Raw genomic sequence first — 13,629 nt, 5'->3', positions numbered from 1 at the left:
ATATAAAATAATTTAATGAGTATTTGGGAGGCATATTAATGAAAGAAAATAAATTTAGAGGAAAAAATACATTTAATTACAAATGGGTGTATGGATACTATTTCTATGATAAATTTGATGATAAACACTATATTCTTCAAGCACAGGAAGACGAAGAAGAACCATTTATGTATGAAGTTATTCCTGAAACGGTAGGACAATATACAGGATTAAAAGATGATAATAACGAAGAAATCTACGAAGATGATATAATAAATACATGGAATAAAAATTATAGAGTAATTTATGATGGATATATGTGGGCTTTAAAAGATTTTTATATATCTTGCCTTGACATACCTTATGATGCTTTTAGTGAATTTTCGGGAAAAAAAGTAGGTAATATTCATGACAATCCAAAATTATTGGAGGTATAAAAAAAATGATAAATAAACAGGATTTAAAAATAAGTAAATTTATAAGTTTAGTATTAAGGCATAAGCCACAAGAAGCAAATTTAGAACTAGATAAACATGGGTGGTGTAATATAACAGATTTTCTAAAAGGATTAAATAACAAGGGCTTTAAAGTAAATATAACTGACATAGAAAGAATAGTTAGAGAAGATGATAAACAAAGATATTCATTTAATGAAGATAAAACAAAAATAAGAGCTAATCAAGGACATTCAATAAAGATTGATTTAAAATTGAAAGCAATAAAACCACCTAAAGTATTATATCATGGTACTTCTACTAAAGTTATAAACAAGATTTTACATGAAGGAATTAAGAAGCAATCAAGACAATATGTACATTTATCTTCTAATATAGAAACTGCTTCAAAAGTAGGTAAAAGGCATGGAAAATTAGCTATATTAGAAGTAAATACTGAACAAATGCATTTAGAAGGTTATAATTTTTACTTATCTGACAATAAAATATGGTTAACTGATTATGTACCTAGCAAATATTTAAAGTTAATTAAAGGAGGGATAAAATGAATTCTAAAAACAATAGCAAACAAAACATAAATATTATAATTACTGAATATCAAGGCTGGACGATTAACAATACAAGAAATAGATTAAGCAATATATCACAGAAAGGCGAAAATATTTTAGTATTTGTATCAGATAAAGAAATTAATGAATTAGAATTATTCGGACTAGAATCATTAGTTAAAAAGAGTGCTAATATTTGGGAAGGATTAGACTTAACTGTTTTTATCTGTAAAGCAGGATACAATCAGAAAGAGGATTTTATATATCCACAATTAGATATAGAACAAAAGTATTATGAAAATTTGTTTCCACCTAAAATATTAAAAGCATCTAATCGTTTATATAAAGGTGATAAAAATTTATTAACTAATTATAAGGAAATAATATATATTTATAGTATAGGAAGTCTTAGATGTGATAAGTCAAATTGGTGGAAATTTACTCATCCAAGAAAATGCAATGTCATAAATAATATAGGATATTTTTAAGGAGGTATACATAATGAAAGATTATAAATGGGTATATATTGCTTATGGAATGATGTGGTTAGCAACAAGTATAGCTGTATCAACAGCAATCTTTGTGACTAGGAGTGCTACTCCTCTATGGGCTATGTTTATTCCTAGCTTTGTTTCAATGGAATCTGGTAAAATAAAATAATTTAATAAAATAAATGATTTATAGCAATGTGATTATAAAATGAAATAAAAAGGGAGGGAATTTAAGTGATACAAGTTCAAAAATTTGAAGGACACAATGCAACTGAAGAACTGAATAAGTGGTTAAAAGATAAAAAAGAAGAAAATATTTTAGATATAAAATATAGTGTAGCAACTTTTACAGAAAGCAAAAGTTATGATAGTGAATACTTTGATTGTTATGCTGTAATTTATAAAGTTTAATTACGTATTTCAAAGAGTAGACCCAGTAATGGAATTATTATAAAGGAGGAAAATTTATGAGAATAGAAGATTTAATAAAAAGAACATCGAAAGATCAATTTATTATTAATAATTTTTATAACAACACATCATTTGCATTAACAGAATCAACTCCACAAGAAAAAGAATATGAACGAAATAAAATATTAACTATAGATTTTGGTAATGACATAATAAGATACATAGGTTTAGATATGCTACTTCTAGCTCTTCAAGAATTTTATGGTAAGGAATTTTTAATAGATTCAATTAAACAATTTAAAAGTTACGATGATATTAGAGATAAAGTTATCCCTAATATATAAATTCATAATTTAACTATGTTAAGAGAGGGAAAATAAATGATAAATATTAAAGAATTAAAAATCAAAGAAGACTTTTTAAAACTAAATAAAGGGGATAAAATTATTTTAAAATATACAAGAGGAAAGATGTTCTTTTTAGAAATAGTAAGAATAGATAATAGACAATTAGTAGGAAAGCCAGATACTAATTATCTTCAAGAAACTTTTGTAGATATTGAATCATTAATAAATAGAGATTTAGGTAGATATATTGATTGCGTAGTTAAGTTAAACTAAGTGCATAATTATTGTGAGGAGGGAAACAAATGGAGGAGAAGGAAATAAATTTAGGTAAATACATTAAATTTAGTATAATGGTAGGTTATAAAAAATTTAATCAATACATTTTAGGAATAACAGCAAATAAAGAAAATCAATATCTTGCAAGTAATAGCTTATATAAAGATATAGCATTTAAAACAACAAAATGGGAGTTCAATATTTGGTTAATATTAATTAGTTTTCATATAACTATATACGGTAAAAATAAAAAGATTAAAGAATAATTCAAATATATTATAAGGAGAAAATAAGCCTATGTTAAAATGCCCACTATGCAAACAAGATATGATAGAAATAGGAGACAAAGATGGAACTAAAGAATGGGAATGTTTGTATTGTAAAATAGCTTTTGAAGAAAACCTAACATTCTTAGGAAAAATATTAAGAAAAATTAGATTGATTTAAAATTGGAGGAATGGTTTCCAGCTTTTTATTTTATAAAATATATCTTTATGGTACAATATGACTAACAATTACATATATAGAATAAAAAAGGAAAATGCTAAGGAGGAAAAAATGAACAATAAAGCTAATAAAATAAAAGAGCAAAGGAAAACATTAGCCTATTCTACAAGAGAACTTGCTAAAATATCTCATATACCAGAAACAAGTATTATAAATTATGAGTCAAATAAAATGAAAGCAAAACTAATAACTATAAGAAAAATAGCTAAAGCAACTAATACTAAAGTTGATGATTGGGTGGACAAAGAATATTTTGAACAAACTAAAGAAAATTATAATAAAAATTTAGAAAAATGTATTGAGAAGGAGAGTATCCCTCCTATGACAAATGACCAAGAGAGAAAGATTGCTTTTCTCAGAGGAATGTATAGGGCAGATGAAGTAATGGATATTTTATATACCGTATTAATAGATATGAATGAAATAAAAAGAACAGAAGATAAAAAAGACATTATATTTTCTGAATTCGCTAAAAAATTGCTTATAAATGTTTCAATAATAAAATTAAAAAAAGTATATTCTACGTGTGATTTTAATAAGGAAATGGAACAGAAAAACCCAATTTTAAATAAGAAAAAGAATAAAAAAATTAACAAAGAGAAACTTTCAATAGAAGATATTACTTATACAGATTTAGCAAATGACTTTCAAGTAATGTTTAATCATACAGATGCTTTAAAAGTTATAATACAAGCCTTGAATAAAATGGATGCTATAGACAAGGAGGGTAATTGTACAAGTAAAGGTAAAGTATTATTAGATAAAGTTGTTGAGAATAAAATAAAAAAGACAATAACTTAGTAATCAGATATGATAAATTTTAGATTTTATATCAAAACAATTTAAAGAAAAAGGAGAGCCGTAATAATGTTGCCTACTAAAAGAATAAAATTATGTTCAGTTATAGATTGTGATATGAACAATAATAAGAATCATATAGAAAAGCAAGTGATAAAAAATATAATGAATGAAATATCTAATGCTATTTCTGAATTAGAATTTAAATCAGAAATAGGATGCCAAATAACATTAAGACCTATTGATTGGAGCAAATACCCTGATAGGATTAAATCTCAAAGATGCGGAATAACAGCATTAATAGATTACGTACCAGATGGAGGTATATATGATTAAAAATATATTTTCTGACAATACCAAAGAAGAAATAACTAAATTTTTAAGTAATAGTAAGCAGTTTGATAGAGAAATTAAAGGAATCATTAAAATCGACAGCTTAATTACAGAAATTGAATTGATATCTAATACAAAGGAACGATTAAATTTAAAACAATTTAACAAATCAAGTTTAATGTATTTAAAATCATTACTTTTACAAGGAGAAGATTATAATGCAGCTTTAAAATCTGCAAGTGAATATCAAGAAAATTATATAAAAACGTTGCAATCATTGCCCATAAGTCAAGATGTATTTAACGTCTATTTAGCATTGACTGATAATAATATCGAAGATGCTAAAGAATTAATTATGATAAATAATGTTAAAGGTGGGATAGTGTGAATTATATAAGTGCTGAAGAATTTTTGAAACAACCTAATGAGATACAAAAGGTCTTAATAAATTGGTGGAATGATAATTTATCAGAAGGATTTTTATATACTTATAATAGTTATAAAACTTGCTTAATGATATTTAAACAAAATGAAAATATGAACAATGTTCAAGGTGGAATAATTCCAATATTTCAATTATATCAATTGATTCAATTTATAGAAGAAAAAACTAAAGGCAAATTAGAAATAAGTTTTCATTACGGTAGTTATAGAATTTGGTCACATGAATTAGATAATAATTTTATTTGTACTGGAAAATACTATTTCTTTGATAAACTAGGGAAAAATCTATTACAGGCTTTATGGCAAGTAGCTTGTAAAATAGCACAAGAAGAAGCTGATAATCAAAAACAAAATATAATATCTACAAATAAACAAGGGTTACCTGTTATAAAAGGTGGAGGTAAGACTATGAGGGAGATGTATAATGAGGAATATAGATAATAATTCAAAAGTAAAATCGGAATTATTAGATGAATTTGATTTAGCTGGATTAAAATTAACGGAAGAAAAGAAAATTCAATTTAGAAAACTTGATATAGATATGGACAAGATTGTTACTTTATTAAATAGTTTCAACAAAGACAAGTTAAGTGAATTAGAAAATTCAGCTAGGAAATTAGCTGAAAACAAGCCTCCTAACACCTCTAGTAATAGACCTTATAATAATAAATCGTGGAAGAAAAATAAATTTTATGAATAGGTGATATAACATGATTAATTGTAATGAATGCCAGTTTATAAATATAACTGAAGAAAATCAGATAGATAGAAGCATAGATCATAAATGTTTAAAATACAATGCTAAAATTATACATAAAAGTAGTAAACCCCATATCAAGCATAATTATATTTTCCCATGTAAACAATGTGGAGGACAAGATTTTATAAAAGGGGAGGAACAAAGATATAATGACTGATAAACAGCGAAATCTCTTGGAAAAATATATTACAGAAGATAATATTAACAAATTAAATAATCTTGGATTTCAATATGTATCGAATTTTATAAAATTAATTCTAAATACATGCAGCTATAGTATATGTTCAATTGACATCTGTAACAAAATAGAATGTGAATCTACTGAAATAGAATTTATTGAAAAAATAATAAATAGCGATAGAAAAAGATATACAAAGATACACGATGAGTATATATCCTTATACGGAGCTTATACCATTCCAGAATATGATAAGAAAATATATAAATTACGTCAAACTTGGTATAAAGGAATGTCAAATTCTCCAACTCATAATTATATTACCATTACAGAAGATTGTGAGCTTTATAAAGGAACTTATAATACTTTAATTGAACTAAAGATATATTCCATTTATGCATTTATGAATTACTTGAAACGAAATAAATTTATAGAAGGGGAGAATAAATAGTGAAAAAACAAGAACAAATAGAAAAACGATTAATAAATATACTAAGAAAACAAGCAGATAGTCTGGAAAAAGGAGATATTGAAAATATTTTATTTTACAAAACTCTTAGACAAGAAGTATGTGTTTTAGAAGATATCTTAGAATTAAATGTTATTAATAAATAATATAAAAAGTTAATTTTATCCAAACATAGGGAGGTGGCAATGTGGAATATTATATTTTGCATGATTGTCAAAATTCATTATTAATTAGTGGATTAATTGCAATAACTTGTTTTATATTATGTTTTATGTTAAATAAAATCAGTAAAAATAAAAGGTAATAATTTAACAAAGGAGGAAAATAAATGAATATCATATTTAGCTTAATGTTACTAGGATGCTTCTTGTTAATAATACTTATGGGTACGACCATACTTGTAGAAGGGTTTAAAGATAGAAGTATATTCTCTATCTCAATTGGATTAATAGCTATATTAATAGGAATTGGGCTACCTTTAGGTAAGTTTTATGATTATAATCAAGATTCAAAAGCAACAAAAGATATAATGCCTACTATTTTAAAAATAGAAAACAAAGAACATAAAAATGCATATACTCAAGTTGTTTTTAATGGCAAATCTACTTCTTGTATATATCATGCTGAACAAAACAATATAATCGTAACAGATGGAGAAAATGAAGAAACCATAGATAATATAACATTATATAATGCACTTAATAAAGGTGATAAAGTAAAGGGTTATAAAATTTTATATAAGAAAAAGAATGGAGAAATATATAAGATTAAACTAAAAGTTAAAGAAGATAATAAGAAATAATTTAATAATACATATAATAAAAGACTTGTTTTATATAATAATATAGTAGTAAAAGTAAGAAGGCTAAGTTTATTACTTTTGTCTGAGTTTAAAAATATAAAAAGGATTGGGTATTAGTGCCTTCTTACATTAATTATAATGCTTATATAATTAAAATATATACATAAAAATAAAAAACGTTTTAAATTACAAAAGGAGGACAACACATGATAAAATCAACAAAACCAAAGTTTAATATAGGAGACAATGTAGAAATTAATTTTAATACATTGAAAAAGAAACTAAGAAAAAAGCAAATATATCCACAAGCATTTATGGACATATCCCAATTTAATAATAACTCTATAGGACAACATGTTATAACTAGATTATCGAAAGGAAATAATGATGTAAATTCTTATAACTTAGATGGAGATTATATGTTTGAAGAAGATGAAATAATTTTACTACAAAATGCAGAGCATATATATTATATTTATAAAACAAAGAATAAAGTTATAGAAATATTTCCTGTAACAATTAAAAATAAAGCAGAGGAATATTGTAAAGCACATAAGGATTGGGACTTCATAGAAGGAACTAAGATTAACACAATACAATTAGATATCTATGAAAAAGAAGGTAATCATATACCTTTTAGAATTGTAGAAAGTAGAATATAGGAGAAATATTAAATTTAGTTAAAGGAAGGATTGATTATATGAAAAAAGTTAAATTATTTACTCATACAGATATGGATGGGATAGGATGTGCAATATTAGGATTATTAGCTTATGGAAAGGAAAACATAGATATAGAATATTGTAACTATGATGATATTAATGAAAGGGTTAAAGAGTTTTATATAGGAGAAGAAAAGAATGAATATGATGAAATATTTATAACAGATATATCTGTAAATGAAAAAGTGGCTACAATAATAGAGAAATATTATACAGATGAAACTTGTAATCCTAGTATTCAATTACTTGACCATCATCCAACAGCATTAGAATTAAATAAGTATGATTGGGCAAAAGTTCAAATAAATTTAAATAATAAAGAAAAAACTTCAGGAACAAGAATGTTTTATGATTATTTAAAAGAAAACAGAGGCTTAGAATCATACGAAACAACATACGAGAAATGTGTTAATTTATACGATTTCGTTGAAATAGCTAGAAGATATGATGTTTGGCAATGGAAAGTAGAAAATGATTTAGTTCCTAAGCAATGGAATGATTTATTTTATATAATGGGTAGAGAAGATTTTATAGAAAGTATATTATATAGATTGACTCACTATGATATTTTCGGATTTAGCGATTTTGATTTACAATTATTAAAATATAAACAAAGAGAAATTGATAATTATATAGAATCTAAAGATAAGGAATTAATAATTAAAGATATATTGGGATATAAAGCAGGTATTATATTTGGAGAACAATATCATTCAGAGGTTGGTAATAGATTATCTGAAATACATCCTGAATTAGATTTTATAGTTATTATAAATATGAGTAAATCAATTAGCTATAGAAACATAGGTAACAAAGTAAATTTAGGAAAAGATGTAGCTGAAATGTTTGGAGGTGGAGGACATCCTAATGCTTCTGGAAGTCCAATAAGCGATGAAACAAGGAGCAATCTAATAAATGAGTTATTTAATCTAAAATTTTAATAGATCATATTTTTATCTCTTGAATACTCACGCATACTCTTATTTTCTACACTTTTCAAGGATAGAAATGATATAAAATCGGCATTTTAAATCAAATATAAAATAATTTAATAAAAACTTGACAAAATATAGGAATGAGGATATAATTTAAATTGTAATTTGTTCTTATTCCTATATTTTATAATTTAAAACAATTTAATAAAGGAAACAGAAGGAGGAATAATTAATGTCAGAAGAAATAGTAGTATTAAGCGACAAAGACAAAGCAAGAAAAAGAATTAATGTATTTCATGGTTCGGCTGAAAATCATGAGAATATGATTAAAGAATTATTGGGTAATTCAATTGATATATTTAAAAAGAATTTCAAGGAAAGAAATAACAACACTATAAAAATAATATTACATGAATCCAATAAGCTTGAATTTATTGATAATGCTAGTGGAATTCCAATAGAAGAAATTGCTTCCGATGGAAGCCCTAATTATGAAGCAATATTTGAAAGGGCATTTTGTGGTAGTAATTTTAATAATCAAACTTCTACAGTTGGTCAAAATGGAATATTTTTATATACACTAAGCATGACTTGTGAGGATATAGAATATTCTATAGCTAGACCTAATGAAAAGATATACAATATAGCTTACCATAAAGGGAATAGAGTTAAGGATTTAAATATCATAGGAGAATCTAAAGAAACTTACTCTAAAATGATATTTTCATTAGATAGTGAAGTATGGAATAATCCTCACTTTACTTTTAATCAAATATGTAATATAGCACAAGCACAAGCTTCATTGTTTAAAGTAAAAATAATAATAGAAGATAAACAAACTATTCAAACTAAGGAATTTTTTTACAAGGATGGTATAGAAGAATATTTTAACGAAATGACAAATAAAAAATCAATCATAAGTGATAATCTTAAAATACTAAAAAACATTGAATGTAAAACAAATAAAAATGAGACTGACAAAATAGATATAGATTTTATATTTAATTATTCAAATGATAGTGAAGATGACTTTCAAAAAGATTTCTTAAACACTGCTGATTTATTATTACATGGAACTATACAAGAAGGTATTTTTAATGGTTTAAAAAATAGCATTGATAAATGGTTAGATAAAAATAACAAATACATAAAAAAAGAAAAACATATTACTATAGAAGATGTCTCAACAGGATTAAATTATATATGTAATGTAAATAGTTTGTATGTAGAATATGACAATCAAATTAAACAAAAAACATCTTGCAAACATTATAAAAAAGCTATCAAAGAAGTTATAGAAGAATATTTAGAAGTGTTTTTTATTGAAAATCCTATACAAACAGAAAAAATATGTATGCAGGTATTAATCAATAGTAGAGCAAGAAATAAGGCAAATAAGACTAGACAAAATATACTTAAAAAACTAAGTGAAAAAAGTGACGGATTTAATAAGGTAGATGGATTGGTAGATTGTAAATATCATAATGAAAAAAGTGAATTGCATATTACTGAAGGAAGAAGTGCTTTGGGTTCGGCTTTATTAAGTAGGAATCCTGATTTTCAAGCTTGTTACCCAATAAGGGGCAAGATATTAAATTGTTTAAAAGCAAGTGAAAAAAGTATATTTGATAACACTATAGTAATATCTTTATGTAAAATTCTTAATTGTGGAATAGAATTAAAATCAAAATTCAACAAAGATTTAAATAACTTTGATATTGATAAGTTAAAATTTCACTCAATTTTTATTGATACTGATGCAGATAAAGATGGAAAATCTATTCAAGTGTTATTATTAACAATGATATACAAATTAATGCCCCAATTATTAACCGAAGGAAGAATTTTCATTTCTCAACCACCAATATATGTTATAACTAATAATGAAAAAAAGCACTATGCTTTTAATGATGAAGAAAAAGATAAAATAACATCTTCTTTAAAAGGCAAAATAAGAGTAAATTATTTAAAAGGCTTAGGAGAAATGGATAAAATAGATATGTATAATACCGTCTTAAATCCTGAAACAAGAAAAGCTATAAAGGTTAATGTATTGAATATAGAAGAAATGGTAAAACAATTTGATATATGGATGGATACTGATGTAGAAAAAAGAAAAGAATTTATTGTAAATAATTTATATAAATATATTACTGATAATGATTAAGAGAGGTGATTTAAATGATAGTTAATAAAGATATATCAACAATAATAGAAGACAACTCAATGGATTTTGCACAATATGTAATTAAAAATAGGGCATTACCAGATTTGTATAGTGGTATGAAACCTATACATATGAAGATATTATGGAGTATGTATGAAAATAAAACTTTTAACTTTACTAAATCAGCCAATGTTAGTGGTAAGGTAATGGTATATTCTCCTCATGGAGATTGTTATGAAACTATAGTAAACATGGTGCAAAATGATAGACATATTTATAATCTAATAGAAGGACAAGGAAATTGGGGTAGTTTTTGTTCTAGTGATATGCAGTTTGCAGCTAGTAGATATACAGAATGTAAATTAAGTAAACTAGGAAAAGATTGTATGCAAGGAATAAATAAAAATATGGTTGAAATGATTAATAATTATGACGGAACACAGAAAATGCCTAAGTTTATACCTACACGTTTTCCATTAATTTTATGTATGGCTAGTAATGGAATGGCAGTTGGTATGGCTAATAATTCACCATCTTTCAACTTACAAGAAGTATGCGATGCCACCATATCTTATTTAAAAAATAAACCTATTCCTATATTATATCCTGACTTTGCTACAGGAGGATATGTATTAAAAAATGATACAAAAATACAAAAAATAAATAAAACAGGATGTGGAGATATTACATTAAGGGCAAAGTATGAAATCAAAGATAATACAATATTAATAACTGAAATACCATACGATACAAAAGTTACAGTGGAATCTATAATCGATAAAATAATTAACTTGTGTAAAGAAGGTAAGTTAAAAGAAATTAATAATGTATTAAATTTAACTGGTATTAATGGTTTATGTATTGAAATAGATTGTAAAAAAAATACGAATATGAAAAAATTAATAAATAAGCTTTTTTTATTAACTCAATTAGAAAATAAATTTAATGCAAATATGAATGTTTTAGTTGATAAAACACCTAAGGTTATAGGTGTACAAGATACTATAAAAGAATGGTGTAAATTTAGACATCAATGTGTAATTAATGGAATTAATTATGAAACAGAAACATTAATAAAGGAATTACATATTTTAAAAGGATTAAAAAGTATATTACTTGATATAGATAAAGCTATTAATATCATTAGATTTTCTGAGGATGCCAATAAAGAATTACAGAAAGAGTTTAATATAGATACAATTCAATCAGATTATATATTAAATATAAAATTAATAAACATAAATAAAAATTATATTATAAAACAGCTAAAAGATATTTCTCAAAAAGAAGACAAGCTACACCACTTACAAAATATCCTTAATAATAACGATGAAATTAATAATGTCATAATTAAAGACCTAGAAGATGTTAAAAAACAGTTTGCTCAACCAAGAAGAACACGAATAATAGAAGATAGTTTAATTAATATAACTACTGAAGACCTTATAGAAGATAATACAGTAACTTTAGTTTTTACCAAAGATGGCTATTTAAAGAAAAATCTTAAATATTCAGAATCACAAAAATTAAAAGACAATGATGATATCATACAAATGTTCCAAACTACAAATAAAACAGATATTCTTTTATTTACTAATAGGGGGAATGTATTATTACGTAAAACTTATGATTTAGAAGAATGCCAACCATCAGCATATGGCACATTTATTCCTAATTGGTTAGGAGCGCATTTGCAAGAAGATGAAAAAATTATACATATTGCAACTACAAAAGATTATAAAGGACAAGTATTAACAGTATTTCAAAATGGAAACATTGGCTCAACAGACTTAAAAAAATATAAATGCAAAACAAATAGACAAGTACCTATGGATGCTTATAATACAGAAAGTAAATTAATAGATATTAAAGTAGTTACAGAAGATATTGATATATTCCTATTAACACAAGAAGGAAAAGCATTAATAATTAATACAGCTAAGTCTAAAATAAGACCAACTAAATCAAGAGATACAAAAGGTGTAGTAGGAATAAAAATAAAAGACGATAATAAAGTCATAGGTGCGATTATTGACTGCAAAGAAGATAACTTTACTATATATACTGAAAAAGGCAAGGAGATAGATTATATGCTTGATGATGTAGCTAATAATACAGAAAAATCATGGAAAGATTATTTAACTATGAAAAGAGGAAATCAAGGAAACTTCATATACAATACCAGACAGAAAAAAGATAAAATAGTTAATATGGAAATAAGAGAATAATTAGTTACTTGACTAATATAAAACAATTTGGTAATATATAATTATAGCCAATATTTAATTTAGCTTGTATAATAAATATATATTCTAAATGAAAATAATAAAAAGCATATTGTGCAGGTGATATTATGAAAGAAAAAACAGAATTGCAAAAAGCTTGGGAAAACTTTATATTGACAGTGGCACAGGAACTTAGAATTATAAAATTTTTAAATTGGACAATAAAAAATAAATGATTGAAAATTCAAATAAATTATAAAGAGAGGATATGAATTATGTATATAGAAACGATAAAATTTAAAAGAGAAGAAAAATCAGAATGGGAAGAAGGATATTATATAGATAAATATGAAAATTGCAATGATAGTATTATATTAGATAAAAATTATCAACCGATAGGAAAAGATGAAAAAGGGTGCAGTGTTTGGAATTATCAATCAAATCTAGATAATCGTATTCAGTTTAATATTCCTGAGAAAGATGAATACCTAGCATGTGAACATTCAGAAATGGAATAGTACAGAATATGATTATATTATGAAAGAATGAGGTTTGATTATATATGAACATTATAGAGCAAATAATAAATGAATTAAAGGAAGATTCATGCGAGTTATATTACAAAGAAAGAGCTATATTACAGAAGATAACTTTACTTGAAAATATGATACAAGAAGCTGACGAGCTAAAGGGAATATTAAAAGAAGAATTAGAAGCAATATTGAATTAAGTCATATTGCAAAAATGGGAGTGTTTAATTATGAATGATGAAGGGTATAGAA

The 13,629-nt window shown here is 24.7% G+C and carries 24 protein-coding genes; all 24 read left to right on the top strand.

Features of this window, described 5'->3' with window-relative positions:
• The first annotated feature begins 38 nt into the window (after positions 1–38).
• Entirely contained in the window at positions 39–416 is a 378-nt protein-coding gene (locus ACYUDJ_RS20070) for a YopX family protein (RefSeq protein ID WP_460289958.1), read from the top strand.
• Between the two features lie 5 nt (positions 417–421).
• Positions 422–982, top strand: coding sequence for an RNA 2'-phosphotransferase (locus ACYUDJ_RS20065; RefSeq protein ID WP_460289957.1), 561 nt, complete (start codon positions 422–424; stop codon positions 980–982).
• Positions 979–1,470, top strand: a complete 492-nt coding sequence (locus ACYUDJ_RS20060; protein WP_460289956.1) for a hypothetical protein — start codon at positions 979–981, stop codon at positions 1,468–1,470. The genes ACYUDJ_RS20065 and ACYUDJ_RS20060 overlap by 4 nt, the downstream gene beginning before the upstream one ends.
• Positions 1,471–1,483: 13 nt before the next feature.
• Positions 1,484–1,642 (top strand): hypothetical protein, encoded by a 159-nt coding sequence (locus tag ACYUDJ_RS20055; RefSeq protein WP_460289955.1) that lies wholly within the window; start codon positions 1,484–1,486, stop codon positions 1,640–1,642.
• 65 nt (positions 1,643–1,707) lie between these two features.
• Positions 1,708–1,884: a sporulation protein Cse60 gene (locus ACYUDJ_RS20050; protein ID WP_460289954.1), complete on the top strand. Its 177-nt coding sequence runs from the start codon at positions 1,708–1,710 to the stop codon at positions 1,882–1,884.
• A 56-nt stretch (positions 1,885–1,940) separates the two neighbouring features.
• A complete protein-coding gene (locus ACYUDJ_RS20045) occupies positions 1,941–2,228 on the top strand; it encodes a hypothetical protein (protein ID WP_460289953.1) in 288 nt (95 codons plus the stop codon).
• A gap of 36 nt (positions 2,229–2,264) precedes the next feature.
• Positions 2,265–2,504, top strand: a complete 240-nt coding sequence (locus ACYUDJ_RS20040; RefSeq protein WP_460289952.1) for a hypothetical protein — start codon at positions 2,265–2,267, stop codon at positions 2,502–2,504.
• A gap of 29 nt (positions 2,505–2,533) precedes the next feature.
• Positions 2,534–2,773: a hypothetical protein gene (locus tag ACYUDJ_RS20035; protein ID WP_460289951.1), complete on the top strand. Its 240-nt coding sequence runs from the start codon at positions 2,534–2,536 to the stop codon at positions 2,771–2,773.
• A gap of 31 nt (positions 2,774–2,804) precedes the next feature.
• On the top strand, positions 2,805–2,954 hold the full coding sequence (locus ACYUDJ_RS20030; protein WP_460289950.1) for a hypothetical protein: 150 nt from the start codon (positions 2,805–2,807) through the stop codon (positions 2,952–2,954).
• A 111-nt stretch (positions 2,955–3,065) separates the two neighbouring features.
• Positions 3,066–3,815 carry a helix-turn-helix transcriptional regulator gene (locus ACYUDJ_RS20025; RefSeq protein WP_460289949.1) on the top strand — a complete coding sequence of 250 codons (750 nt, stop codon included), beginning with the start codon at positions 3,066–3,068 and terminating at the stop codon, positions 3,813–3,815.
• Positions 3,816–3,881: 66 nt separating this feature from the next.
• Positions 3,882–4,148: a hypothetical protein gene (locus tag ACYUDJ_RS20020; RefSeq protein ID WP_460289948.1), complete on the top strand. Its 267-nt coding sequence runs from the start codon at positions 3,882–3,884 to the stop codon at positions 4,146–4,148.
• Positions 4,129–4,533: a hypothetical protein gene (locus ACYUDJ_RS20015; RefSeq protein ID WP_460289947.1), complete on the top strand. Its 405-nt coding sequence runs from the start codon at positions 4,129–4,131 to the stop codon at positions 4,531–4,533. The genes ACYUDJ_RS20020 and ACYUDJ_RS20015 overlap by 20 nt, the downstream gene beginning before the upstream one ends.
• Positions 4,530–5,030: a hypothetical protein gene (locus tag ACYUDJ_RS20010; RefSeq protein ID WP_460289946.1), complete on the top strand. Its 501-nt coding sequence runs from the start codon at positions 4,530–4,532 to the stop codon at positions 5,028–5,030. Before ACYUDJ_RS20015 ends, ACYUDJ_RS20010 begins: the two co-directional genes overlap by 4 nt.
• A complete protein-coding gene (locus ACYUDJ_RS20005; protein WP_460289945.1) occupies positions 5,014–5,289 on the top strand; it encodes a hypothetical protein in 276 nt (91 codons plus the stop codon). Before ACYUDJ_RS20010 ends, ACYUDJ_RS20005 begins: the two co-directional genes overlap by 17 nt.
• Before the next feature lie 10 nt (positions 5,290–5,299).
• Positions 5,300–5,506 (top strand): hypothetical protein, encoded by a 207-nt coding sequence (locus tag ACYUDJ_RS20000; protein WP_460289944.1) that lies wholly within the window; start codon positions 5,300–5,302, stop codon positions 5,504–5,506.
• A complete protein-coding gene (locus ACYUDJ_RS19995) occupies positions 5,499–5,978 on the top strand; it encodes a hypothetical protein (RefSeq protein ID WP_460289943.1) in 480 nt (159 codons plus the stop codon). Before ACYUDJ_RS20000 ends, ACYUDJ_RS19995 begins: the two co-directional genes overlap by 8 nt.
• Positions 5,978–6,142, top strand: a complete 165-nt coding sequence (locus ACYUDJ_RS19990) for a hypothetical protein (protein WP_460289942.1) — start codon at positions 5,978–5,980, stop codon at positions 6,140–6,142. Before ACYUDJ_RS19995 ends, ACYUDJ_RS19990 begins: the two co-directional genes overlap by 1 nt.
• A gap of 182 nt (positions 6,143–6,324) precedes the next feature.
• Positions 6,325–6,798, top strand: coding sequence for a hypothetical protein (locus tag ACYUDJ_RS19985; protein WP_460289941.1), 474 nt, complete (start codon positions 6,325–6,327; stop codon positions 6,796–6,798).
• A 206-nt stretch (positions 6,799–7,004) separates the two neighbouring features.
• Positions 7,005–7,460, top strand: a complete 456-nt coding sequence (locus ACYUDJ_RS19980; protein WP_460289940.1) for a hypothetical protein — start codon at positions 7,005–7,007, stop codon at positions 7,458–7,460.
• Positions 7,461–7,498: 38 nt separating this feature from the next.
• Positions 7,499–8,461: a DHH family phosphoesterase gene (locus ACYUDJ_RS19975; RefSeq protein WP_460289939.1), complete on the top strand. Its 963-nt coding sequence runs from the start codon at positions 7,499–7,501 to the stop codon at positions 8,459–8,461.
• Positions 8,462–8,687: 226 nt separating this feature from the next.
• The gene (locus tag ACYUDJ_RS19970) at positions 8,688–10,622 is read left to right on the top strand and encodes a toprim domain-containing protein (protein WP_460289938.1); all 1,935 of its coding nucleotides are present in this window, start codon (positions 8,688–8,690) and stop codon (positions 10,620–10,622) included.
• A gap of 14 nt (positions 10,623–10,636) precedes the next feature.
• Positions 10,637–12,850 carry a DNA gyrase subunit A gene (locus tag ACYUDJ_RS19965; RefSeq protein ID WP_460289937.1) on the top strand — a complete coding sequence of 738 codons (2,214 nt, stop codon included), beginning with the start codon at positions 10,637–10,639 and terminating at the stop codon, positions 12,848–12,850.
• Positions 12,851–13,122: 272 nt separating this feature from the next.
• Positions 13,123–13,365: a hypothetical protein gene (locus ACYUDJ_RS19960; protein ID WP_460289936.1), complete on the top strand. Its 243-nt coding sequence runs from the start codon at positions 13,123–13,125 to the stop codon at positions 13,363–13,365.
• A gap of 44 nt (positions 13,366–13,409) precedes the next feature.
• Positions 13,410–13,577 carry a hypothetical protein gene (locus ACYUDJ_RS19955; RefSeq protein ID WP_460289935.1) on the top strand — a complete coding sequence of 56 codons (168 nt, stop codon included), beginning with the start codon at positions 13,410–13,412 and terminating at the stop codon, positions 13,575–13,577.
• Positions 13,578–13,629: the final 52 nt, after the last annotated feature.

This window comes from Clostridium sp. CTA-6 (assembly GCF_054768115.1).
The sequence above is the reverse complement of the archived record's forward strand: the minus strand, read 5'-3'. Positions and strand labels throughout refer to the sequence as shown.